Here is a 24358-nt window from a genome sequence, read left to right on the forward strand (position 1 = left end):
GCCCCCTTACTTAAATGGATTGTCTACAAAGTAAACATCGTCTGCAAAACTTATACAAATCTTATCAGCTTGATTGATAACCGACTTATTATTATACTGGTCAATATAATAATAAGCTACATAATTTCCGCCTTCTGGTCTCCAAGCTGAATTTAAAACTGCATCTCTGACTGCCCCTATAAAAGTATCATTAAAATACAAACCGGGAGCAAATTCCATATTAGGGTTCTTATCTGTTGTAACCGCTATACATTCCCTTTTATTAAATGTTACTTTTTTAATACTTTCAATCTTAACACCGTTTACAGCACTAATGAAAGGAATAGTAGTTTCATAACCATCCACCTTAATACCTGGAATTGAGCCTGGAGGTTCTATTTTTCCTAATTCTTTAAGTACACCGTCCTGATTTGGGGGCTGGGGCTTTTGTTTTAGTTCTTGGGCTATTTGTTCCATAATATTTATCTTGTTCTTCCTTAGTTTGACCTTTGGAGAATACATGAGCTACTCTATTACCATTGTCCCATGTTACTGTTGCTCCGAGATACTCACTGATAAACCTTACTGGTACCATAGTACGGCTGTTAGTAATTACAGCTGTGGTATCCATATATTTTGTTTGACCATTAACTATTACATCCTTACGGTCAATAGTAGCCATAATATCCGTATCCTTGAGAGCATCATGAGCCTTATTGGTAATGTGTACCTGTCTAGTATTTGGCAACCACTCTACATTAGCTCCCAAAGTTTCTGCTGGGAATCTAACAGGAACCATTGTTCTATTATTTTTGTCTATATAAGGCTTCTGGTCAGGAAAATTAACCAAAGTACCATTAATCGCTAGATTAACCGTATTAACATCAGCAAAAACAGAATTAGAACCAATAAATCCAAAAAACAATAAAGAAATAATTAAAACCATTAAATGCTTTTTCAAATCCTATTCCCCCTATAAATCAATAATTATATATATTTTACCATATTAGTATATATAAAGCGCGGCCTCCCAGCTCTGCTGGGAGGCCGCGCCGCCGGCAGCTTCCACATAATGGTATCTGCTAAAATAGTGCCTTGATTGGTGCCGCCCATCATCTATCTTCAAGTCTTTTGTAAACTGCGAAGTAAGTCGGCTATATTAGCTTTCCCTATATTTCCTGCAACTAATTCCTTTACGGGCACCTTGTACGGCAAAGTGAAATAGGCTAAAGACCCGGGCATGGACTTTACTGACTATCCAGCCACCTGGCTGTTTAAGTCAGCTACAATAAATAATTTATCAGGATCACCCCTACATAAGCAGGGCCATAATGGCTTTGTGCGCATGCAAACGGTTTTCCGCTTCTTCGAACACCCGTGACTGGGGACCATCCATTACCTCATCGGTAATCTCCTTGCCTCGCTTGGCCGGCAGGCAATGCAGTACAATCGCATCCGGGCGGGCCAGGCTTAAAAGCTTCCGGTTTACCTGGTACTGGAGGAAATGCTGTTCCTTGTCATCAGCCTCTTCTTCCTGCCCCATGCTGGCCCATACATCGGTGTAAACCACATCAGCGTCAGTGATGGCCTCCACCGGGTCGCTCAAGACTTGCAAGCGAGCTCCGCTTTCCTGAGCATCCTCCCGGGCCATTTCCAGAATGGACACATCGGCTTCGAAACCGCCCGGTGAAGCAATGGCCACATCCATACCGACTTTGGCGCCGCCGAAAAGCAGGGAATGGGCTACATTATTGCCATCGCCGATAAAGGCGCATTTCAAGCCCTGCAAGGTTCCCTTATGTTCTTTTATGGTCATCAAATCCCCTATCACCTGAGTGGGATGAAGTAAATCGGTCAAGCCATTGATTACGGGAACAGAGGACCATTGGGCCAGTTCCAAAACTTCTTCATGCCCAAAAGTGCGGATCATAATGCCATCCACCATCCGGGTCAGAACCTGGGCGGTATCTTTTATGGTTTCCCCCCGTCCCAGCTGAATATCGCGAGGACTCAAAAAGAGGGCATGCCCGCCCAGCTGATACATTCCTACCTCAAAAGCTACCCGGGTACGGGTGGAGGCTTTCTGAAATATCATGGCCAGGGTTTTCCCCGCCAGGTAGTGATGAGCTATACCGGATTTTTGCATCTTTTTTAACTCGGCACCTACTTCCAGAATGTAGGCAATCTCTTCCCGGCTGAAGTCGTGAATACTGATAAAATCCCGCCCCCGGAGGTTATCATTTAGTTTTAACATCTTCCCACTCCCATCAATTTAGAATTTCCCCATTTCAGGGGACAAGCGGATAGTCACTTTCTGTTCAATGCATGCCTGCTCTGCTTCAAGCGCTCCATTCCATCAAGGCCCCTTTAAGAATCCCTATGGCCTGATTTATCTCCATTTCGCTTACCACCAGCGGGGGTACGAAGCGGAGCACTTTAGGCCCGGCCCCCAGCAGGAGCAGGCCTTTTTCCATGCAAATCTCCACCAATTCCCTGACCTCGGTATTGAATTCTATTCCCAGCATTAAACCCCGTCCGCGGACGGCGGTAATGCGAGGGTCACTTATGGAAAGCAAAGCTTGGTAAAAATACTCCGCTATCTTTTCCACTTGAGCCAGAAATTCCTGGCTGGCCACGGTATCTACTACCTTACAGGCCAGGGCTGTAGCCAGGGGGTTGCCCCCGAAGGTGGAAGCATGGTCGCCCGGGGCAAAACCGTTGGCTGCCTTTTCGCTGGCCAGCATGGCCCCAATGGGAAATCCCCCGCCTAGCCCCTTGGCCAGGGTTACGATATCCGGCTGCACCCCGTAAGCCTGGTAGGCCAGGAGTTTTCCACTCCGGCCCATCCCGCATTGGACTTCATCAAAAATCAGCAATATACCCTCCTGGTCGCAGATTTCCCGCAAACCCCGGAGGAAAGATAAATCAGCCGGTTGTATTCCTCCCTCTCCCTGAATGGGCTCCAGCATTATGGCACAAATGCTGTCATCCAACAAGGCTTCCACCGTATCCAGTTGGTTGAACTCGGCATAAACAAAACCCGGAGGAAGGGGGGCAAAGCCTTCCTGGTACTTGGGCTGTCCGGTGGCAGTCAGGGTAGCCAGGGTACGGCCATGAAATGAATTCTTAAAAACGATAATCGTATTTCTTTTTCCCTCTTTTTGACGATAAAAATACTTGCGGGCCAGCTTTATGGCGGCCTCATTGGCTTCGGCTCCGCTATTGCAAAAGAAGGCTTTGCCCATCCCTGAAGCCTGCACCAGTTTTTCGGCCAATTCCACCTGCGGCTTTATCCAATAAAGGTTGGAGACATGCCATAACTGCTCGCTCTGCTCCCGCAGGGTCTGGTTCAAAATATCGGGGCAGTGGCCCAGAAGGCAAACCGCTATACCGCCAACAAAGTCCAGGTATTGTTTGCCATTGGCATCCCATAGATAACAGCCCTTTCCCTTTACCGGCGCAATAGGAAAACGCCCATAGGTATTCATTACATATTCCTGACCTTTATCCATAATATCTTGACTGCTCAATGTATATCCTCCTGTTCTACTCGTTGACTACCATGGTTCCAATACCTTCATCGGTAAATATCTCCAGCAATATGGAATGGGGTACTCGTCCATCGATAATATGGGTGCGTCCAACCCCGCCGGTTACTGCCTCCACGCAGCACTGCACCTTGGGAACCATTCCCCCGGCTATTATGCCTTCTTGCACATAGTTTTCCACTTCACTGACCTTTAAGACGGAGATAAGGCTATTGCTGTCGGCTGGATTCATCATAAGCCCGGGCACATCGGTCAGGAGCACCAGCTTGTCGGCCTTCATGCTGACAGCAATGGCGGCCGCCACCAGGTCGGCATTAATGTTATAGCTTTGCTGATCCTCTCCTATGCCAATAGGAGCAATTACTGGAATATAGCCGTTTTCTATTACTTTTTCTATGAGCTCGGGGTTTACATACTGGACTTCACCTACAAAACCCATCTTGCCGCTGCCATCAGCAGGATGGGCCTGGATGAGCATGCCATCCTTACCGGAGATACCTACCGCCTTTCCCCCGCTGGCATGGATACCAGCCACAATCTCCTTGTTCACCTTACCCCCCAGTACCATTTCCACTATCTCCATGGTAGCCGCATCGGTAACCCGAAAACCATTTACGAACTCGCTTTGTATCCCCAGGCGGGAGAGCATCTGGTTGATTTCCGGCCCGCCGCCATGTACTACAATGGGATGCATACCGACGAATTTCATCAGGACAATATCCTGCATCACTTTCTGTTTCAACTCGCAATCAGTCATGGCGGCGCCGCCGTATTTTATTACCACCCGGCGCCCGTAAAAATCTTTTATGTAGGGTAGGGCCTCCACCAGAATTTCGGCCTTCTCCATCGCGGAAACAATCATATCTTAACCTCCCAAAACTTAAATAAGAAAAGTGAGGGGTAAGGGGTGAGGGGTCAGGGTTTTTCCCTTCTACATCTCACTGTTCAAGCACTACTAATAAATGATGTTACTGCAAAACACTTTTGTGCATATGGGTTGTGCAAGACCTCAAGTCCGGTAAGCCGCATTTATACGAACATAATCGTAAGAAAGGTCACAGCCCCAGGCGGTAGCCTGCTCTTTCCCCGACTTTAAATCTACTTTAATCAGCACCGGGTCCTGTTTAAGCTCCTGGCGTGCCCGCTCCTCATTAAAGATCAAGCCCATACCGTTCTCCGCCATTTTCTCCTGACCCAGGTATATATCCACCCGCCCGGGGTCGAAATCTGCTCCGGAATAGCCTGCCGCCGCCAGTATCCTTCCCCAGTTGGCGTCCTCGCCGAAAACGGCCGCTTTGGTCAAGTTGGAAGCAGTGATGGAGCGTGCAATCTGCCGGGCCTCTTCATAATCCGCGGCATTAACCACCTGCACTTCAATTAAACGGGTAGCACCTTCCCCATCCCGGGCAATCATTTTGGCCAGGCTGATACATAAAAAATCCAGTGCTTCCTGCAGGAGCAGGTAATCTTCCGAGCCCTCTACATCAATAAGAGGATTCCCCGCCAAAGCGTTGGCCAAAACTACCAGCATATCATTGGTAGAAGTATCCCGGTCCACGCTGATCATGTTGAAAGAGCGGTCGGCTGCGGCCTTTACCATTTTCTGTAAACATTTGCTGTCTATGGCAGCATCTGTTGTGATAAAGGCCAGCATTGTTGCCATATTGGGGTGTATCATGCCTGAACCTTTAGCAATCCCGCCTATTCTAACCGGCTTTCCCTTTATTTCTATTTCTATGGCCAGCTCCTTGCTGGTCAAATCGGTAGTCATTATGGCCTGAGCCGCATTATGCTCACCATCGCGGGAAAGGGCTGCAGCGGCTTTCCTGATCCCTTTTTCCACCTTTTCCATGGGCATAAAAACCCCAATGACCCCGGTGGAGCCGACCAATACATCACTGCCCTCAATCCCCAGCAGTTCCCCGGTCAAATCGGCCATCCGCTGGCTATCCTTAATGCCTTGCTCCCCGGTGCAGGCATTGGCATTGCCGCTGTTAGCCACTATAGCCCGGGCGGTGCTATCAGCCAAACAAGCCTTATTGTAGTCAATACAGGCAGCTCTGACTTTATTGCTGGTAAAAACTCCGGCAGCAGTACAGGGCTCAGTGGAATATATAATGGCGACTTCTTTTTTATCTATCTTCTTTATTCCCGCTTCTACCCCCTGGGCTAAAAAACCCCTGGGGGCACAGACAGAACCGTTTATAATCTTCATTAATTTCTCCTCCAAAAAATTATAATTATTATTGATGTACCACTGCAAAAAATTTATAAATATGCATTTGCATAAATATACCGCTCAGCTACAGATTAAAAGCGACCGAAGGGTGTGTAGGGAACGACCCCCGTGTCGTTCCGAATCAGGCGCAACAACCTTAATAGCGACCGCAAGGCGTTGTAGGGGCGGTCTTCGACCGCCAGCTTTCACCTTCGCCAACGCTTGCTTTTCATATTTATGCAACCCTATGTAACAAAAAGAGGTTTTATAGCAGAGCCAACATTTGTTATTTTTCTAAACAAATGTTGGCTGTCATTGTAAAGTATACGAGCAGTAAGAAAAAGCTTATCAGCCGAAGTCAGGACAGGTACTGCTATGCTAATTACGCCTCAGACCTTGCCCCACACCCTAATTTAGGGATGAATCCCCGCCAGTTTCAAACCGTTGTTCTCCTCCAGGCCCAATAAAAGATTCATATTCTGAATGGCCTGCCCTGAGGCTCCTTTGACCAGGTTGTCCAGAGCTGATACCAGTATGACATGACGGCTTTTCTCATCTACATATATCCCGATATCCAACAGATTGCTGCCGTAAACCCATTTGGTATGGGGCATTACTCCGGCAGGCAGGACTCGGACGAAATTCTCATTCCGGTACTTCTCTTCCAAAACCAACCTGACCAGGCCGGGGTCGGCCGTAGTTCGCAAACGAGCGTATATCGTAGTTAGTATCCCCCGGTTCATGGGAATCAGATGCGGGGTGAAGACCATTTCCACTGTTTTACCAGCGGCCCGGCTCAATTCCTGGGCTATTTCCGGCCCGTGCCGGTGAGTGCCTACCCCATAGGCCTTTACTCCTTCATTAACCTCGCAGAAATGACTGCTGGCTTTCGGGCTCCTTCCCGCTCCGGATACTCCACTTTTAGAATCTATCACCAGATTACTGGACTCTAACACCCCGGCCTCCAGCAGTGGAACCAGGGGCAAAATAGCTCCGGTGGGAAAACAGCCCGGGTTGGCTATCAAACTGGCCTGCTTTATTTCTTCCCGGTAAATTTCCGGCAATCCATACACGGCTTCCTCTAGCAGTTCCGGTGCTGGGTGGGTTAATTCGTAGTATTCCTCATAAAGCCCGGCATCCTTCAAGCGAAAATCCGCCCCCAGGTCCACACACTTTACGCCAGCCGGCAAGAGTTCCATAGCAATAGAGACGGAGAGCCCGTGCGGCAAAGCCAGAAATACCAGATCACATTCTTCTTTTAAAAGGTCCCAATTGCTCTCTTCGCAAATCAATTCGGAAAATCCTATCAAATGTGGATAAACTTCATCTATGCGCCGGCCAATATTTTCTGTGGAGAAAATTCTTACCGCTTCTGCCTGCTCATGATGAGCTAAAAGCCTTAATAAATCAGCCGCCGTATAGCCGTCACCCACTATTCCAACTCTAAACAATTTTTACAACCTCCCTGGTATGCCGGTCATTTTTTGAGCACTGCTCATAATTATACATTCCGATGTATAAATTTGCAATGAATATTATTCTTTTTTTACTTTTATATAAAACTCTTATTTTGTATAAGAGCTGCATAAGCAGGTGTGCAAAGCGTTATCCGGCAGAAGTAAATATATTTGATCCAATGCAAAAACCTTTTTAATACATAAATTGTTGCATAAATATACAGCCCGGCACTCAATCATTACCTCTCAAGTTTATTAACCATTATCATTTCTGAGTGCCGGGCCCACCAACCCTATTTAAATTTCTGTAGTAATATACTTTTTTGTGACTCTATTGCTAAAACCCCGTTTGTTGCATAAGGCTTGCTTAAATATACAAAGCGATTGGCGAAGCATGGGTGCAACACCCTGCTGGTACTCCTTATGTTGCATCCTTCGGATGTCACTATTAAGGTTGCACCGGCGAAGGTGAGCTGCAGTAGAATCTTTTCGTAAAAAGAGCAAATTTCTGCTGCCAGGGTTTATTTCCGGTATTCTATATGAAAAAGCTCCTGGTCTTCTTTCGATTCTAATCCCTCAAATTCCGCACCCGGCTTGAGCCTGAGCAACAAGGTGGAGTTGCCTCGTTTCCACTCGCTTTCTATCTCCTCGTCTGCCTGTTGGAAGCTGAAACGAGAAGGATTGGCCAAACGTGCTCTGCTAATCCCCTGTACACAATCCGCCAGGCATAAAGGGCCTCTGACCCTTACAAAAAGATCAGGAGAATTCAGCTTACCCAGATAGTCTTCCGCTATAATAGCCATTCTAACCGCCAAATGTAGGTAGCTGCATTCTTCCTGGTGGTGGACCAAAGCTCGTTTGCTCAAGATGCCTTGTCGCATTTCCCGGTTCTTCCCTTTTATATAGGAAGTAAGGGGCGAAAATATAGTATCATTCTCAAAATAGGGCTTGATATCAATTACCGGGGTTCCACCAATGGCATCCAGGCCTTTTAGATACAAGCGACAGCCTTCTACTCTTTCCAGGCGGGCCAAGGATAAGCCAATAGTATTAGGCCTAGTATAAGCCCGTAGAGCAAAAACGCCGTATTCAGGCAGTTCGGGGTTTATCCTGCCTGGCTTTACCCGCAGTACATCTCGCGGGGCTTTGTGAAACCATGACAAAACCCAGATATGGGAATTCTCTTCAATACCCTTTAATGCTTCCTGATATTCAGGAAATATTTCGATAACTGCCTCTAGCCCTCCCAGGGGCATATCTTCCGGTTCCTCCGTACTCGAAAGTACTTTTCCCACTGGTCTTAATACTATCTCTTCCATGAATCCTTCCTCCCTCTTTTTCGTATAAAGCTAAACAAATTCTGGCATAATTAATATAACGAGGTGAAATATGCTCCCCGCTAAGCGGTCGCCTATGAACAAAACAGGCGGCGGGTTCTAATCCCCCGCCTCGTTGCAGCGGTGTGTTGAAACTGCTTTACAGTTTCTTCCGATGCTTAAAGACTCCGCTAAAGAGCCTTTTTATTAAATAAAGCCATTTCATGTAACACCTGATACAGTTAATTCATATCCTGTCAGTAGGTGGCTTTGTTTCTTATGCTTGATAGCTGCTGGGTTTACCCGGTGGCTTTCATATATAGGTGGGAAGGGCGTTGCCCTTCCCACTTTTTATTTTACCAACCCCATACCCCCAACCTTAATAGTGACACCCGCAGGGTGGAACACTAGGAGTACCCGAAGGGTGCAACCTTAATAGTTACACCCGCAGGGTGAGGTCCACAACCACCGATGAAAATGAAGTGGGGTTAATTAATAGATAATTATAAAAATCAGGTCCTTCAGCATCAGAAAGTCTATTTTCTCAACCCTCATACCAGTAACCAAACAGTAAGGAAAATGGGGGCATCGAAGAACAAGTTTATTTCACAACAGTCTCAATAAGTTAACAACTTAAGTGCCTGGCACCATAATTATATACGCTATGTTGCTGCCGCAGGCTTTACACTTTCCGTCTCTTAGCCCCCGGTTCTCTACCTGGTAGATATTTCTCTCGATTATGAGTTCACCGCAAGTTTGGCAAAAGGTATTATTCTCCTCTTGCAAGACGTTTCCTATATACACAAAATCCAAATCCTCCCGGGCTATCTCCCGGGCCCTTTCCAGGGTGGCCGCCGGGGTGGCTTCCCGGCTGAATTTGAAGGCCGGGTGGTAACGAGAAAGGTGCAGGGGTATCTGCGGGTTCAACCCGGCCAGCCAGCTGGCCAATGCTTTGATCTCTTCAGGCTCATCGTTCTCTCCGGGAATAAGGAGAGTAGTTATTTCTACATGGGTCATCTCCACCGCTCTTTCCACCGTGGCTTTTACCGCCTCTAAACGGCCTTTGCAGTGTTTCCGGTAAAAATCATCATTAAAAGCTTTTACATCTATATTCATGGCATCCACCAGCGGCAGGAGTTCCTCCAGGGGAGCTCTTTCTATATAGCCGTTGGTCACCAGTACGCTTTTCAGCCCTGCTTCCTTTAAGCTATAGGCAGCATCTCTGACATATTCATACCAGATAGTAGGTTCGTTATAGGTAAAAGCAAATCCAATTGAACCATCATCTATGCTTTGCCGGGCAATTTCCGTCAGAAGCAGAGGTGTTATTTCCCGGGTAGGTGGTTTTTCATGAGCCAGGGAGTAGTTCTGGCAATAAGGACAAAAGAGATTGCAGCCATAGGTTCCGGCAGAGAGAATCATACTGCCGGGGAAGAAATGATAGAGGGGTTTTTTTTCTATCGGGTCCAGGGCCAGGGAAGCCAGCTCAGCATAGTTCAGGGTAAAAAGTGTTCCTTCCTTATTAACCCGCACCCGGCATAGGCCACTCTGCCCCTCCTTCAGTAAACAGTGATGGGGACAAAGCCAGCACTTCACCCTTTTTCCCTCCATTTTTTCATAAAACGATGCCTCAACTTCCGGCATTACTATCACCCTCTTCCATCGACCCGCGGGGGTGTCAAGGGGACGGTCCTTTTGACACCGCAACCCCTATACCTTACACCCCTTACTCCTCACTTTTCTTACTACCCCCCATGGCGGGGGCCACAACCACCGATGAAAAGTGAGTTAGTCTTCCGTCTTCTTTAAGTGTATCTCTTGACTTCAAAACGCTCTATTTCGTATCTTTCCCCGGGTGAAATTCCTGCTTTTTGCAGGGCGATGGACAACTGCTCTTCCACGCTGTCCACCCCTTCCAGATCCGGGAGCAGTAATCCCCGCTTGCGGCCACTGCTGACAATAACTCCGTATTTGTACGGGTTAAGGTCTTCTCTCCGGCAAGCTTCAGCCTCACCCAGTATATCCACAGAATAAACCAGATCCTCCAATTCATTTTTATCCACCGGCAAAAAACGTGGGTCAGCGGTTCCTGCACTGATGGCATTACCGGCAATTTCATCGGCCAGGTCTCCATAGGATGGAGCAATGGTGCCGATACATCCCCGCAACTGCCCGTTTTTCTTCAGAGATACAAAAGCTCCGGCTCTTTGCTGGCGTAATTCCTCCATTTCCGGAGGCAGTTTGGCTCTTTTCCCCTCTCTGATGTAACTTTCCAGGATCATCCGCGCCCATTTAACCGGTGGGCTTTCCTCTTTACGTCGGTTATTAATGATTTCTTTCCTCTCTTTGATCAGTTTTTCCAAAAGGCTTGGGGCTGAGCCTTCAGGGCGTAAACCAGCACAAAGGTAGCCTACTCCAAAGGGGCCTTCATAACTAAATATCTTGTTTTCATACCTTGAGCCATCCAGGCTACCCAGTGCTATTAACAGGGAAGCATAGCCGCACTCCCCGGCATTGTTCCGCAGTTTTTCCGGCATCTTTATTAAGGCTTCAGTATCCCCGGAGCGCAGGATTTGCTGTACCTGCTGGTCAAAAACAGCTCCATCCGGGTGGTAGTCATAGGGACCTTCATTTTTCAAACGATGGGACATATCCCCGGAAGCTACTACGGCCAGCTTTTTGCCCTGGGCTAAAGCCGCATCCCGGATAACTACCCCAAAAGTATATAATTCCAACGGGGATAGGAAGCCTACACTTATGGCCAGTATCGGAATCTGGGGCAAGCCAGCCTCCTCCAAATAATGGAGTGGCACCAGTATTCCATGATCCAGGAGTGGGTTCAAGTGATGGAGCCGTAGTATTTCAGCTGACAAAGTAATAAAACTGATACCGGCTTTCCTGGCCCCGGTTTCGATTTCATCCAGTAATCCCTTATCATTTCTACGGCTTGTCCCCAGTTTGCTCCCAAAATTACTGAAATCTCCTTGTAATTCTTCCTCACTCAAGGCACTCAGGCAATCCGCAAAAACATTGCCGTGTGGCGTTAAAAATACCAGGGAATCCGGCTTGCTGTCCACCAATTCCCGGGCCATCTCCTTCATTCCGCTTACAGTTGCCTTAACATCCTCCAGGCTGTTTCCACCAATAGCTGGTATTATCAAAGGGGGATGAGGGGAGAGGGCTACATAGCCAATCATAAGAATACCTCCTCGATTCAACCTTGCTCTTTATTTAAGTATAGCAGAACCCTTATCCTTTCCAACTATTTTGCTATATCTGAACCAGTGACTATCTTTTTATCAGATTTATCCACCGGCTCCATTTGACTGGCCTGATAATTCACTATACCGGAAAACACAGCATAGGCCACCTTGTTTTGATAAGCCGGGTCATTTAGAAGCTTAGCCTCAGCCGGATGGGACAAAAAACCCACCTCCACAATTACCGCCGGCATTTCGGTCTTATCAATAATATAATAGCTGCCAGGCTTGGCTTTACGCTTAGTATTACCCAAAATCCGGGTCAATTCGTCCTGAACGCACTCTGCCATTATTTTGCTCTCTTCACTATGCGCATTATAAAAAGTCTGGGCCCCGTACCAGCGGGGTGAGGGATCAGCATTAGTGTGAATGCTGATATATAGGTCGGCCTTGAGCCGGTTAGCTTCATCGACCCGAGCCTTAAGATCCTGGCGCTTGCGCTCTTTCAGGCTGCCTTTGAATTGTTCTCCCGCCAGATCTTTATCCTCTTCTCGTAACATAACAACTATAGCCCCAGCCTGACTTAAATGCTGTTGCAGCTTTTTACTTATGGGCAGAGTAATATTCTTTTCCATTAATTCGCCCCGCCAGGCCCCCGGGTCAAAACCCCCATGCCCAGGATCAATTACAATAAGCTGGTTGGCCAGGCTGTAGGACAATACTGGCTCGGCAGGTTGATATTCATTGGCTACCACCCCATAAGAAAGAATTATGAAGAGAAACATAGGCAGTAATATGCCGGTCTTTTTTTCCGCAAAAAAGTATGGTTTCCTTATGTACATCTTCTCTCCCCCTTTTCCGCTCTCCCTTATTTCTTATATATGTCGGGAAGCTTGATTTTATAAATCCGGATTCAGGCCAGCAGGGCTTATTTGGTGCTTTCGTAAAAAGCAGGAATAGCGTATAATAAATAAAACAAATTTATCCGTCAAATTACCATAATAAGAGGGAGGGGATCATTTATGGAAGGGATGAAACATTACAAAGGAAAGTTGTTCCGGGACATTCTTGAGCAAAGTGGTTTTACCGTAGCTTATGATGGTGATATGAAAGATGGCAAACCGGAAGGATATGGCAGAGCCTTTTACCGTGACGGCAGAATCTATGAAGGTGAATGGAAAGATGCTCAACCTCACGGTCAGGGTAAACTTTACTATGCCAATTTGAATCTCTGGTATGAAGGTGAATGGAAAGAAGGGAAACGAGAAGGCTTGGGAACCTCCTATTACGAAGACGGAAAACCAGCTTTCGCCGGAGAGTGGAAAGGCGGAAAACCTTTATAATAGAATTTAAAAACCTCCCCTAACAGGGGAGGTTTTGTTTTGCAGTATTTTATCGTTTGGAGTACTGAGGGGCCTTTCTGGCCTTGTGCAAACCATACTTCTTCCTTTCTTTCATACGCGGGTCACGAGTAAGAAATCCGGATCTCCTCAGCATAGCCTTTATATCCGGATTAGCTTTAAGCAAAGCCCGGGCAATGCCCAGTTGAATGGCCCCAGCCTGTCCCGATACTCCGCCTCCATTTACCCGGCATATAATATCAAATCGCCCCTGCATGGCGGTTAAAACCAACGGCTGTTGGACGATTAAACGGCTGGTCTGGTTTGGAAAGAAATCTTCAAAACTCCGGTTATTTATTATAATATTACCTTCACCCGGTACCAATCTTACCCGGGCCACGGCTTCTTTTCTTCTGCCTGTTCCCCAGTATTGAACCTTTGCCATCTTGATCCTCCTTACCCTTTAAGCTCTCTTAGTTCTGGTTTCTGCGCCTGATGCGGGTGCTCGCTGCCACTGTAAACCTTGAGCTTTTTAATCATGCTCCGGCCCAGGCGATTATGTGGAAGCATACCTTGTACTGCTGCTTCTATAGCCTTTTCGGGTCTTTTCTGCAGCAAAGTCCTGTAGTCCATCTCTCTCAAGCCACCGGGATAACCGGTATGGTGGCGGAATTTTTTCTGGTTGAGCTTATCTCCGGTGAGCTTTATCTTGGCAGCATTTATTACAATAACAAAGTCTCCCGTATCAACATGCGGGGTAAAGATAGGCTTATGCTTGCCTCTTAATATGGAGGCAACTTCCGAAGATAGCCTGCCCAGCGTCTTATCGCTCGCATCTATCACATACCATTTACGGTCTACTTCCGCTGGTTTTGCTACATAGGTTTTCAAGTCTTTCCCTCCTGTAAATGCAATAACTCCAGGTTGAATGCTCTTTTACTCCGTATCCGTCAACGGGGCAGAAGCCAGATACAGAAATAAAAGACTGCCTTTTAATATTAGCTAAATTTTACTGCCCCTGTCAAGTAAAATGCGCTTTTTCTTCGAAAACATCCTTTTGCGGACTTATTTGCTGTCTTCCGGGTAAAACACCTGCAGCAAGTATAGTCCCTGGGGTGGGGCCGTTGGACCAGCTCGGGTTCTATCCTGGGAGGCAATTATCTCTCTCAAGTGTTGGGGAGGATACTTTCCCTTTCCTACTTCCAAAAGGGTACCAGTAATTATTCTTACCATATTGTATAAAAAACCATCTGCTGCGATATGTAAAAGCAGGCAAGGGCCCTTCTCACTTAAACGGCAGTGAAATATCTCCCTTTCGAAGGTTCGGGCCGAGGAACCGCTGGCACAAAAGGACCTGAAGTTTTGTCTTCCCTTGAGTATCTCAGCCGCTTCCTGCATAGCTTCCAGCTTAAGCGGTTCTGTGTTGCAGAGAGCATAATGACGATAAAAAGTAGCCTTTTTCTTCTGGCGATAGATGAGATAACCATAGCACTTTTTTAGCGCATCAAAACGAGGATTGAACTCGGCTCTTGTCTCCTGACTTTCCAAGACCTGAATATCCTCCGGCAGCTGGCTGTTTAAAGCATAAGCCCACCTATCACCGGGAATAGTGGAGCAACTATCAAAAGCTACTACCTGACCCCAAGCATGAACTCCCGCATCGGTTCGCCCTGCGCAAACTATAGTGGCCCGTTCCCCGCTCAGTCGGTAAATGGCCTTTTCCAATTCCGCCTGTACCGTATTGGCGTTTTTTTGCAGCTGGAATCCGTGATAATTGCTGCCATCATACTCCAACAACAGTTTAATCCTGCTCATTGCTTTTCTCCCTATTATTTAGCCTGAGTTGACAGGGGGACGGGGTTGTTGACACACTCGCTGACAAGTGTGTCATCAACCCCGTCCTCCTGTCATAATGTCATAGTCACCAGCAGACAGATCCCCAGGCTTAAAACTATATAAACATAATCAAATGCTTTCATCCTCAATTCATTAAGCCGGGTTCTTCCCTCAGCCCCACGGTAGCCTCTCGATTCCATAGCAATTGCTATCATCTCCGCCCGGTAAATGGAGAGTCTAAAAACTGGAATAATAACTGCCCCCAGTCTTCTTATTCTCCCCAGCATCTTTCCCTGGCGGAAATCAGCACCCCTCCCCAACTGGGCCTTCCGGATGCGCTCCGCCTCCTCCAGGAGCAAGGGGATAAAACGCAAGCTGATATTCATTACCATTACCAGTTCATGCACCGGAAACCCCAATTTTGCTAATGGTCTAAACATTCTTTCCAAAGCAGCGGTGAAAGCCATGGGAGTAGTAGTCAGGCTAAGCAAATTGGCCAGAATAAGTAGAGTAAGCAAACGCAAGCCCAATGATTCCGCAGCCCGTAATCCTTCCACCGTGATTTTGATGAAATAGAATTCAATGAGATTCCGACCGGGAGTCATAATCATCTGAATTAAAAGGGCCAGGGCAAGGATCAAAAAAAACGGCTTCAAGGCCAGGTAATGGATGTGCATGCTTATCTTGCTGGTCAAAATAATAATCATTACCAGGAATAGTAGGAGCAGCTGCTCTTCCGGAAAAGCGCTTAAAAAAATAGCCAGGCTAAGCAGCGCGGTTCCGATGATTTTGCTGCGTGGATCCAGCTCATGAATTATGGACTTTTCCGGTATATACTGGCCCAGAATCAGGCTTGTATTCATCTTTCCTCCCTATCCATCCTGGCGGGAGCGGCGAATGAAGTCTACCACTGCCCGGGCCGTTTCTTCGGGGCTGCGAGGAGAAGAAGTAAACTCCCATCCTTTTTGCGTCAAGAGATATACCAACTCCTGGGAGGCAGTCAGTTCCCACCCCTGCTGCATCAGGAAATCCAAGTATTCCAACCAGGAAGAAGATATGCCATCCAGAATGAGCCGTCCTTTATCCAAAAGTAGTATTCTAGAGCAAGAGGCCAGCAACTGCTGATAATGATGTGATACCATAACTATGCTGATACCCTTTTCCCGGTTTAGATAGTCCAAGCGCTGCAACAAAACCTGCCGTCCTTCATAGTCCAGTCCGGCAGCAGGCTCATCCAGAAGAAGGATTTGCGGTTGCATGGCCAAAATCGCCGCAATGGCCAGGCGGCGCTTCTCACCGCCGCTCAAGCTATGACAATGGCGTAAGCTGTATTTTTCAAAGCCCAGTCCCATGTGATTCATGGCTTCCTGTACCCGCTCATCCACTTTACTCCGGGAGAGACCCAGGTTGCGCGGGCCAAAAGCTACTTCATCATATACCTGGAGCTCGAAGATTTGCTCCTCCGGAAACTGGAATACCAGTCCCACTCTCCGACGCAGCCGATTAAGCGACTTCTTCTGACCCGGATTGATGACTTCAGTATTCAAGCAGAGTTTACCTGCAAAAGGGAATAGTAAACCGCTTAAAACCTGCAAGAGGGTGGATTTTCCGGAACCGCTTTCGCCGGTAATACCTACGAAATCACCGTCATTTATGATCAGGCTTACCCCGCTCAAAGCAGTTTTTTCAAAAGGTGTCCCTGGCTGATAAGTAAAGGAGATGTTCTCTAGACGAAGTGACATATTTCCTCAACCAGCTTATCTATATCCAGAATATCAGTACTTAGTAAAATCCCCTGGCGGTTGATTTCCGCAATAATATGGCTTATTTCCAGGGGGGCCAGGCCCAGGGCTAACAATGAAGCACGCGAGGGGAATAATTCTTCGGGAGTAGAGATTGTTTTTACTTCTCCCTCTTCCAACACCACCACCCGGTCTGCTTCTCTCGCTTCCTCCAGGTCATGGGTAATCATAATCACTACTACTCCCTCAGTTTTATGCAGGCTGCGTATACTCTCCATTATTTCCCGCTTTCCCCGGGGGTCAATCATGGACAATGCCTCATCCAAGACCAGGTAGCGCGGCTTCATAGCCATCACCCCGGCAATGGCTATTTTTTGTTTCTGGCCTCCGGACAAGAAAGCGGGAGCTGAGTTTTTATAGGATTCCATAGAGACCAGTCGCAGTGAATCATTTACTCTACGCCGAATCTCAGCAGTATTAAGACCTAAATTTTCCGGACCGAAAGCTACATCCTCCTCCACCTGGTTGGAAATCAACTGGTTATCCGGGTTGGAGAAGAGCAAACCCACTCTTTGCCGGATAAGCTGAATCTGGTTAGCATCAGCGGTATTCCAGCCATCTACTTCCACTTTTCCCTGACTGGGAAGCAAAAGCCCGTTTAACAAACGGGCCAGAGTTGATTTGCCGGAGCCATTCCTTCCCAGTATTACCAGGAATTCATTCTCTCGAATATCCAGGCTTATGTTTTTTAAAGCCGGAAGATCTTCTTCCGGATAGAAATAGGTCAAATCCCTAATACTTATCATGCTTACTCCTCATGGCCGAGGGCCACAACCAATGATGAAAATAAGGTATAGTGATTCCAGTATTCTTTTGACGCAGATTTACGCAGATTCAATATGATTTACACAGATATTTTTCCTATATCTATCAGCGTCAATCTGCGCCCGAAGGGTCAGCGTCCTTCATCGTCAAAGAGTTTATTTTCGTACTAGCCCCTCATGGCCGGGGGCCACAACCACTGATGAAAAGTGGTCTTCCGTCTCCTGACGACTTTATTCTACCAGTTCAATCATAACCATAGGTGCACCATCACCCTTGCGATAACCGGTTTTTACCAGCCGGGTATAGCCACCATTCCGCTCCTCATAACGAGCGGCAATATCGCTGAAAAGTTTCTGTACGACCTCATCGCTCATAATATAGGCAGCAGCCTGCCTGCGGGCATGTAAATCTCCTCTTTTGCCCAGGGTAATCATTTTTTCCGTCAGCCTCTTTATTTCCTTGGCCCTGGTTTCAGTAGTGCTGATTTTTTCTTCTTTCAGCAGAGAGGTCACCGAGTTCCTTAGTACCGACCTTCTATGATCACTCCTGAGCCCTAACCTGCGATAACTCACGGGGGCCCCTCCTTTCTAATCTTCTGACTTCCTAAACGACAGGTTTAATTCCTTAAGCTTTCTTTCAATTTCCTCCAGTGATTTTTGGCCCAGATTTCTTATCTTGCTCATTTCCTCACGGTTTTTGGCAATCAAATCTCCCACCGTATTAATACTGGCTCTTTTTAGGCCGTTGGATGCTCTTACTGAAAGCTCCAGTTCCTCTATGGACATCTCCAGAATCTTGTCTTTCTTTTCCTCTTCCTTTTCCACCAGGATTTCTACCTCGGCATAGGTATCATCTATTTCCGTGAAGAGTTTTAAGTATTCAATTAAAATTTGTGCAGAAAGGCTGATAGCTTCCTCCGGGCTTATACTGCCATTGGTCCATACTTCCAGGTTCAGACGATCATAGTCCGTCCTTTTTCCCACCCGGGCGTTCTCTACCGTATAATTGACCCGGCTCACTGGTGTAAATATGGAATCTATGGGAATCAAGCCCACAATATCATCATTTTTCTGTGGCTGCTGATCAGAACTTACATAACCCCGACCCCGCTCCACCGTCATTTCGATTTCTACTTTTCCGTCTTCATCCAGACTGGCCAGATGCAAATCCGGATTCAGTATCTCAACTTCAGCATCAGGTGTAATATCGGAAGCCTTTACTTCCTTTGGTCCCTGCTGTTCCAAACGAATAATTTTACGCTCGCTGCCGGTATAACTTAAGACCAGTTTTTTGATGTTAAGAATAATCTCGGTAGTATCTTCCAATACACCGGGTATGGTGGAAAACTCATGAAGTACTCCATCAATTTTTATGGATGTAACTGCAGCTCCCGGCAAAGAAGAAAGCAGGACTCGGCGTAGTGAATTCCCTAGAGTAGTACCATATCCTCTTTCCAGGGGTTCGATAACAAATCTTCCATAATTGCTGCTAGAATTCTTTTCCACACAATCTATACGTGGTTTTTCCATCTCCAGCATTTATATATCCCCTCCTTTTTTTGGGCGGCACCAGGCCAGTTTAAGCTGATACCTGGCCATCCAACCAGCCTCGACCTTTTAATTAAACCTGAGTACTGGCTTAGAGGTGTTTTATCTGGAATAAAGTTCGACAATAAGCTGCTCATTTACCAGTGTATCAATCTGCTCTCTCCTTGGATAGGCCAGAACTGTACCGGTCATTTTCTCCGCATCTACACTCAGCCACTCGGGTGGGGTCTTATAGGCAGCTTGTTCCTTCATTTCTTGGAATTTGTTTGATTCTCTGCTGGATTGGCGAACTTCTATAATGTCCCCTACCCTAACCAGCATTGAAGGGATGTTGGCTTTGTGTCCGTTAATAAAAAAGTGACCATGATTAACCAGTTGCCGGGCCTCTTTCCGAGAGGAGGCAAAACCCAATCGGTAGACTACATTATCCAGACGTCTTTCTAAAAGCACCAGCAAATTATCTCCGGTTATCCCCTGTTTGCGATCAGCCTTCCGAAAATAGTTGCGGAACTGCTTTTCCTGAATCCCGTATATCCTGCGGGTTTTTTGCTTTTCGCGTAATTGAATCCCATATTCACTGGGCTTTTGCCGGCGTCCCTGCCCGTGAGCGCCTGGCGGATAAGCTCTTCTGCTAACCGAGCATTTTTCCGAATAGCAGCGGTCGCCTTTGAGAAACAGCTTTTCCCCTTCCCGGCGGCACTGGCGGCAGACTGAATCAGTATATCTTCCCACTTAAACTATTACCTCCTTAAACTCTTCTTCTCTTGGGCGGTCTACACCCGTTATGAGGAATAGGAGTAACATCTTTAATAACACTTACCTCTAGGCCGGCGGCCTGCAGTGAACGAATAGCCGCTTCACGCCCTGCTCCAGGTCCCTTGACATAGCACTCTACCTCTTTCAGGCCATGTTCCATAGCTGCCTTGGCCGCATTCTCCGCTGCCTGCTGGGCCGCAAAAGGCGTACTTTTCCTTGACCCCTTGAAGCCAATGGTTCCAGCACTGGACCAGGATATGGCATTACCATGTCGGTCAGTAATTGAAATAATGGTATTGTTAAAAGTCGATTTTATATGTGCTATACCATGTTCGATATTCTTCTTTTCCCGTCTCTTGACTCTCGTAGTAGTCCTGCGTGCCACTGATTCTTCCCCCTTTGTGCTTTATTTTTTCTTCCCGCCGGCGGTACGCTTGGGTCCCTTGCGGGTACGGGCATTGGTCTTGGTATTCTGTCCTCTTACCGGTAAACCGCGACGATGACGGATTCCCCGGTAGCAGCCCAAATCCATCAGCCTTTTGATATCCATATTTACCTGCCGGCGCAGGTCACCTTCAACATGGTATTCCTTTTCGATAATTTCTCTTAATTTGGATACTTCTTCCTCGGTTAAATCTTTTACTCTGGTATCAGGATTTATACCTGCGTCCGTCAGTATTTTCCGGGAAGAAGACCTTCCTATCCCGAATATATAGGTAAGGGATACTTCTATTCTCTTATCCCGGGGTAGATCTACACCTGCTATTCTTGCCAAATTCGCTCACCTCCTGTTTATTAACCCTGAACTTGTTTATGCTTGGGGTTTTCACAGATAACCATGACTTTTCCCTTGCGTTTGATAATCTTACATTTTTCACAGATAGGCTTTACTGACGGTTTTACCTTCAAAACAATTACCTCCTCTTAGCCCTTGCCAAGTTTCTTATTTGAAACGATATATGATTCTTCCCCGGTTTAAATCATAAGGCGACAATTCTACCATCACCCGATCTCCGGGTAATATCCTAACGAAATTCATGCGCATCTTTCCAGATATGTGGGCGAGGACTTTGTGGCCATTATCCAGTTCGACTTTAAACATGGTATTGGGTAACGGTTCCACCACCGTCCCCTCAACTTCAATGACATCTTCTTTAGCCATCAACCAGACCTCCTTCCCCTCTTTCCCGTATTCGCTTCAAGTTTTTTCTAATGATATGGTTCCCAGGAATTTCGCCTCTCGCCAGGTAGCTTTCAACTTCTTCCGCCTTGATCCTGGTCCATTGCAGGTGTTTAATATTTTTAAGCTTAGGGTTTTCAATTTTGCGTTGTTCTCCATCAGCTACTAATACAAATCGCTCGTTTACCAGCTTTACAACTACGAACATCCTGCCTTTATCACGACCTGATTTGGAATAAACTACTTTCCCTAAATCATCATCATAAATGACCGATCACCCCCGTTACCTTAAGGTAAGGATCTCCGGTTCCCCGGTAGTAATGGCAATGCTATGCTCAAAGTGCGCCGACCAGCTCCCGTCACGGGTTACCACCGTCCACTCATCAGACCTGGTATATACCTGGTAACTACCCATATTAAGCATTGGTTCAATGGCAATTGTCATTCCTTCCTTTAAGACCGGTCCTCGATCACGTTTTCCATAATTGGGTACAGGAGGTTGTTCATGCATATCCCGACCTATACCATGCCCGACAAAATCCCTCACCACTGAAAAGCAGTTTTTCTCCGCATGTTCCTGGATTGCCCGGGATACCACACCTAATCTTCTACCTGCCCAGGCCTGCTCTATGCCCTTCATGAGAGATTCTTCGGTAGTTAAAATCAATTTCCTTACCCTTGGATCAACCTGGCCCACTGGAACCGTAATGGCCGCATCACCAGCAAATCCGTTCAGTATAACACCAAAATCAATGCTTATGATATCCCCTTCTTTAAGAAGCCGGGAGCCGGGGATACCATGAACAACCTCCTCGTTAAGTGAAGTACAGATAACACCAGGAAACGCTCTCCCTCCTCTGGGGTGAGGATAATTCTTGAATACTGGTATGGCGCTATTTTTCCTGCATTCTTCCTCTGCCAGGGCGTTTAGCTCCCTGGTAGTAATACCTGGTTGAACTTTATTCTCCAGCATTTTTAATACTCGAGCAACCAGATTCCCTGCTCTCCTCATCTTTACTATCTCATCCCGAGTTTTTAAACAAATCATTTACAGGCTCTCCAGCTTTTCTTGAATATCGGCGAAAACCTGGCCGCTACCACGGCTTCCTTCAATATTGAAGAGCACTCCCTGGGCTTCATAATATTGCAGCAGGGGGCGAGTCTGCTGGTTATAGACTTCCAGACGTTTGACCACGGTTTCTCCCCGGTCGTCATTACGCTGAACCAGCTCACCCCCGCAACTATCACACTTTCCTTGCTCTCGCGGGGGATTAAAGTTAAGATTATATACCCGTTTGCATTCCCGGCAACTGATTCTCCCTGATAGCCGCTCAATCAGGAGTTGCGTAGGCACATCAATATTAATAGCCAGGTCTACTTTTTTGCCCAATTCTGCCAGGGACTGATCCAGAGCCTGGGCCTGATCCGTGGTGCGGGGAAATCCATCCAGTAGAAAACCCGAATCACAGTCAGCCTGAGTTATTCTTTCTTTAACTATAGCGGTAGTAATCTCATCCGGCACCAGTTGCCCGCTGCTCATGTATTTCTGAGCCTCCTGGCCCAGTTCGCTCCCCTGGTTTACCGCATCCCGGAAAATATCCCCGGTGGAAATATGGGGGATGGGAAAGCGAGCTTTTAGTAATTCTGCCTGGGTGCCTTTACCGGCACCAGGAGGACCCATCAGTATGATATTCATCTCTTCATCTCCTATTTTACAAAACCCTCGTAACTACGGAGCAGCAAGTGGGACTCAATCTGCTTCATGGTATCCAGAGCAACACCAACCACAATCAGCAAGGCCGTACCGCCAAACCAGAGACTGGTAATTCCGGTCAAGCCAATTATAAAGTTAGGCATAATAGCAATCAATGCAAGAAATACTCCACCCGCCAGGGTCAAGCGGGATAAAACCCGATCAATATACTCGGCAGTAGGGCGTCCCGGCCTTATACCAGGGATGAATCCGCCATACTTTTTAATATTATCGGCCACATCCATGGGATTAAAGATGATGGCAACATAAAAATAGGTAAAAAAGACAATCAAAGCGGCATAGACTATATTGTACGCAACACTGCTAAAACTAAAGTATTCTTGAAGAAAACGATTCAACCCCGAAGCCGGATCCATCCAGGAACCTATGGTAGCTGGAAACATCATCAAAGACATAGCAAAAATAATAGGGATAACTCCGCCGGCATTTACCCGGAGAGGTAAAAAGGTACTCTGTCCTCCATAGACTTTACGCCCTACCACCCGTTTGGCATATTGAACCGGTAATCTTCTCTGTCCTTCATTTACCGCAATAATAGAAGCAATTATCGCCAGTGCCAGTACAATAAAGAGAATAATATTTAAATAACCGATTATTCCGCCGGCCAATTCCTGTCCCACTCCGGCTATTTGTCCTGGTAGGCGGGATACAATTCCGGCAAAAATAATTAAAGAAATTCCGTTCCCTATTCCCTTTTCAGTAATCGTCTCCCCTATCCACATTAAAAGAGCGGTACCGGCGGTCAGGGAAATGGCAATAATAAGGTAGGAAAGAAAACCTGTGTTAACCAAGGCTCCGCTTCTACCCAGGGCTATGGACATCCCCATAGCCTGGATAAATCCCAGGACAACGGTTCCATAGCGGGTATACTGGACTATCACTTTTCTGCCTTCTTCGCCTTCCTTTTGCAGTTCCTCCAGTCTGGGCACAACTACTGTTAGAAGCTGCATGATTATGGTGGCATTGATATAAGGGGTGATGCTCATCGCAAAAATACTAAAGCGTTTAAAAGCACCGCCGGATATTATGTCAAAAAACCCAAACAGCTGGCCGCTTAACAGCTTCTCCATGGCCCCGGGGTTGATGCCGGGGACAGCTATGTGGGCCCCTAAGCGGAAAACCAACAACATAAACAAAGTAAACAAAAGTTTCTTTCTTAAGTCTCCCACTTTAAAGGCCTGTTGAAACGAATCGAGCATTATATCACCTCTACTTTTCCACCTTTGGCCGTGATCTTTTCTTCCGCTTGCTTACTAATTTTGTGAGCTTTAACTTGCAATCTCTTTTCCAATACTCCATTCCCGAGTATTTTTACTCCATCTTTGATAGCCTTAACCAATCCGGTTTCCTGTAGAGTATCCGGGTTAACTTCACTGCCGTCCGGGAAAATATTCAAATCCTCTACATTGACAATAGCATATACCTTCTTGAAAATATTGTTGAAACCGCGTTTGGGTAGGCGTCTCTGTAGAGGCATTTGTCCGCCTTCAAAACCAGGGCGCACTCCACCGCCGGAACGGGATTTTTGTCCTTTATGGCCCCGGGTGGAAGTTTTGCCGTGGCCGGATCCGGTTCCCCGACCTACCCTTTTAGTGCGCTTATTCGCACCCGCTGGAGCTTTAAGTTCTTCCAGTCTCACA

The 24358-nt window shown here is 46.8% G+C and carries 30 protein-coding genes; 1 reads left to right on the top strand and 29 read right to left on the bottom strand.

Going from position 1 to position 24358, the window contains the following annotated elements:
* Positions 1–6: 6 nt before the first annotated feature.
* The 11 genes from SWOL_RS11845 to cwlD all read right to left on the bottom strand — a co-directional run bounded on the left by SWOL_RS11845 (position 7) and on the right by cwlD (position 12560).
* A complete protein-coding gene (locus SWOL_RS11845; RefSeq protein ID WP_041427587.1) occupies positions 7–456 on the bottom strand; it encodes a hypothetical protein in 450 nt (149 codons plus the stop codon).
* A complete protein-coding gene (locus SWOL_RS11850; protein ID WP_011641661.1) occupies positions 392–940 on the bottom strand; it encodes a copper amine oxidase N-terminal domain-containing protein in 549 nt (182 codons plus the stop codon). Before SWOL_RS11850 ends, SWOL_RS11845 begins: the two co-directional genes overlap by 65 nt.
* A gap of 351 nt (positions 941–1291) precedes the next feature.
* Positions 1292–2233: an ornithine carbamoyltransferase gene (gene argF, locus SWOL_RS11855; protein ID WP_011641662.1), complete on the bottom strand. Its 942-nt coding sequence runs from the start codon at positions 2231–2233 to the stop codon at positions 1292–1294.
* A gap of 85 nt (positions 2234–2318) precedes the next feature.
* Positions 2319–3509, bottom strand: a complete 1191-nt coding sequence (locus tag SWOL_RS11860) for an aspartate aminotransferase family protein (protein ID WP_011641663.1) — start codon at positions 3507–3509, stop codon at positions 2319–2321.
* Between the two features lie 16 nt (positions 3510–3525).
* Positions 3526–4389 (bottom strand): acetylglutamate kinase, encoded by an 864-nt coding sequence (gene argB / locus SWOL_RS11865; protein WP_011641664.1) that lies wholly within the window; start codon positions 4387–4389, stop codon positions 3526–3528.
* 147 nt (positions 4390–4536) lie between these two features.
* Positions 4537–5742, bottom strand: coding sequence for a bifunctional glutamate N-acetyltransferase/amino-acid acetyltransferase ArgJ (gene argJ, locus SWOL_RS11870; RefSeq protein WP_011641665.1), 1206 nt, complete (start codon positions 5740–5742; stop codon positions 4537–4539).
* A gap of 416 nt (positions 5743–6158) precedes the next feature.
* Entirely contained in the window at positions 6159–7196 is a 1038-nt protein-coding gene (gene argC / locus SWOL_RS11875; protein ID WP_011641666.1) for an N-acetyl-gamma-glutamyl-phosphate reductase, read from the bottom strand.
* A gap of 527 nt (positions 7197–7723) precedes the next feature.
* Entirely contained in the window at positions 7724–8521 is a 798-nt protein-coding gene (gene tsaA, locus SWOL_RS11880) for a tRNA (N6-threonylcarbamoyladenosine(37)-N6)-methyltransferase TrmO (protein WP_011641667.1), read from the bottom strand.
* 630 nt (positions 8522–9151) lie between these two features.
* Positions 9152–10162 carry an AmmeMemoRadiSam system radical SAM enzyme gene (amrS, locus tag SWOL_RS11885; protein ID WP_011641668.1) on the bottom strand — a complete coding sequence of 337 codons (1011 nt, stop codon included), beginning with the start codon at positions 10160–10162 and terminating at the stop codon, positions 9152–9154.
* Positions 10163–10323: 161 nt separating this feature from the next.
* The gene (amrA, locus tag SWOL_RS11890) at positions 10324–11715 is read right to left on the bottom strand and encodes an AmmeMemoRadiSam system protein A (RefSeq protein WP_011641669.1); all 1392 of its coding nucleotides are present in this window, start codon (positions 11713–11715) and stop codon (positions 10324–10326) included.
* A gap of 65 nt (positions 11716–11780) precedes the next feature.
* A complete protein-coding gene (cwlD, locus tag SWOL_RS11895) occupies positions 11781–12560 on the bottom strand; it encodes an N-acetylmuramoyl-L-alanine amidase CwlD (RefSeq protein WP_011641670.1) in 780 nt (259 codons plus the stop codon).
* 180 nt (positions 12561–12740) lie between these two features.
* On the opposite strand from cwlD, the gene SWOL_RS11900 reads away from it, so the two are divergent.
* On the top strand, positions 12741–13061 hold the full coding sequence (locus SWOL_RS11900; RefSeq protein WP_011641671.1) for an MORN repeat-containing protein: 321 nt from the start codon (positions 12741–12743) through the stop codon (positions 13059–13061).
* 49 nt (positions 13062–13110) lie between these two features.
* Here the strand turns inward: SWOL_RS11900 and rpsI are convergent, their stop codons facing one another.
* From rpsI to rplO, 18 genes are all read right to left on the bottom strand, one after another.
* Positions 13111–13503, bottom strand: coding sequence for a 30S ribosomal protein S9 (rpsI, locus tag SWOL_RS11905; protein ID WP_011641672.1), 393 nt, complete (start codon positions 13501–13503; stop codon positions 13111–13113).
* An 11-nt stretch (positions 13504–13514) separates the two neighbouring features.
* On the bottom strand, positions 13515–13949 hold the full coding sequence (rplM, locus tag SWOL_RS11910) for a 50S ribosomal protein L13 (RefSeq protein WP_011641673.1): 435 nt from the start codon (positions 13947–13949) through the stop codon (positions 13515–13517).
* Between the two features lie 174 nt (positions 13950–14123).
* Positions 14124–14873 (bottom strand): tRNA pseudouridine(38-40) synthase TruA, encoded by a 750-nt coding sequence (truA, locus tag SWOL_RS11915; protein ID WP_011641674.1) that lies wholly within the window; start codon positions 14871–14873, stop codon positions 14124–14126.
* A 92-nt stretch (positions 14874–14965) separates the two neighbouring features.
* The gene (locus SWOL_RS11920; RefSeq protein ID WP_011641675.1) at positions 14966–15757 is read right to left on the bottom strand and encodes an energy-coupling factor transporter transmembrane component T family protein; all 792 of its coding nucleotides are present in this window, start codon (positions 15755–15757) and stop codon (positions 14966–14968) included.
* Positions 15758–15766: 9 nt separating this feature from the next.
* Positions 15767–16636 (bottom strand): energy-coupling factor transporter ATPase, encoded by an 870-nt coding sequence (locus SWOL_RS11925; RefSeq protein ID WP_011641676.1) that lies wholly within the window; start codon positions 16634–16636, stop codon positions 15767–15769.
* Complete coding sequence (locus tag SWOL_RS11930) at positions 16621–17442, bottom strand: energy-coupling factor transporter ATPase (protein WP_011641677.1); 822 nt, start codon at positions 17440–17442, stop codon at positions 16621–16623. Before SWOL_RS11930 ends, SWOL_RS11925 begins: the two co-directional genes overlap by 16 nt.
* A gap of 249 nt (positions 17443–17691) precedes the next feature.
* A complete protein-coding gene (gene rplQ / locus SWOL_RS11935) occupies positions 17692–18033 on the bottom strand; it encodes a 50S ribosomal protein L17 (RefSeq protein WP_011641678.1) in 342 nt (113 codons plus the stop codon).
* Positions 18034–18048: 15 nt separating this feature from the next.
* Positions 18049–18999, bottom strand: coding sequence for a DNA-directed RNA polymerase subunit alpha (locus SWOL_RS11940; protein WP_011641679.1), 951 nt, complete (start codon positions 18997–18999; stop codon positions 18049–18051).
* Positions 19000–19110: 111 nt separating this feature from the next.
* On the bottom strand, positions 19111–19740 hold the full coding sequence (gene rpsD, locus SWOL_RS11945) for a 30S ribosomal protein S4 (RefSeq protein ID WP_011641680.1): 630 nt from the start codon (positions 19738–19740) through the stop codon (positions 19111–19113).
* A 16-nt stretch (positions 19741–19756) separates the two neighbouring features.
* Entirely contained in the window at positions 19757–20149 is a 393-nt protein-coding gene (rpsK, locus tag SWOL_RS11950) for a 30S ribosomal protein S11 (protein ID WP_011641681.1), read from the bottom strand.
* Positions 20150–20170: 21 nt separating this feature from the next.
* On the bottom strand, positions 20171–20539 hold the full coding sequence (gene rpsM / locus SWOL_RS11955; RefSeq protein ID WP_011641682.1) for a 30S ribosomal protein S13: 369 nt from the start codon (positions 20537–20539) through the stop codon (positions 20171–20173).
* 20 nt (positions 20540–20559) lie between these two features.
* The gene (gene rpmJ, locus SWOL_RS11960; protein WP_011641683.1) at positions 20560–20673 is read right to left on the bottom strand and encodes a 50S ribosomal protein L36; all 114 of its coding nucleotides are present in this window, start codon (positions 20671–20673) and stop codon (positions 20560–20562) included.
* A gap of 34 nt (positions 20674–20707) precedes the next feature.
* Positions 20708–20926 (bottom strand): translation initiation factor IF-1, encoded by a 219-nt coding sequence (gene infA, locus SWOL_RS11965; RefSeq protein ID WP_011641684.1) that lies wholly within the window; start codon positions 20924–20926, stop codon positions 20708–20710.
* On the bottom strand, positions 20919–21152 hold the full coding sequence (locus SWOL_RS11970) for a KOW domain-containing RNA-binding protein (RefSeq protein ID WP_011641685.1): 234 nt from the start codon (positions 21150–21152) through the stop codon (positions 20919–20921). The genes infA and SWOL_RS11970 overlap by 8 nt, the downstream gene beginning before the upstream one ends.
* Before the next feature lie 75 nt (positions 21153–21227).
* Positions 21228–21992 carry a type I methionyl aminopeptidase gene (gene map / locus SWOL_RS11975; protein WP_011641686.1) on the bottom strand — a complete coding sequence of 255 codons (765 nt, stop codon included), beginning with the start codon at positions 21990–21992 and terminating at the stop codon, positions 21228–21230.
* Positions 21993–22640: an adenylate kinase gene (locus SWOL_RS11980; protein ID WP_011641687.1), complete on the bottom strand. Its 648-nt coding sequence runs from the start codon at positions 22638–22640 to the stop codon at positions 21993–21995.
* An 11-nt stretch (positions 22641–22651) separates the two neighbouring features.
* Positions 22652–23917, bottom strand: a complete 1266-nt coding sequence (gene secY, locus SWOL_RS11985) for a preprotein translocase subunit SecY (RefSeq protein ID WP_011641688.1) — start codon at positions 23915–23917, stop codon at positions 22652–22654.
* On the bottom strand, positions 23917–24357 hold the full coding sequence (gene rplO, locus SWOL_RS11990; protein ID WP_011641689.1) for a 50S ribosomal protein L15: 441 nt from the start codon (positions 24355–24357) through the stop codon (positions 23917–23919). The genes secY and rplO overlap by 1 nt, the downstream gene beginning before the upstream one ends.
* Position 24358 lies beyond the last annotated feature (1 nt).

This window comes from Syntrophomonas wolfei subsp. wolfei str. Goettingen G311 (assembly GCF_000014725.1).
GTDB classification, from domain to species: domain Bacteria; phylum Bacillota; class Syntrophomonadia; order Syntrophomonadales; family Syntrophomonadaceae; genus Syntrophomonas; species Syntrophomonas wolfei.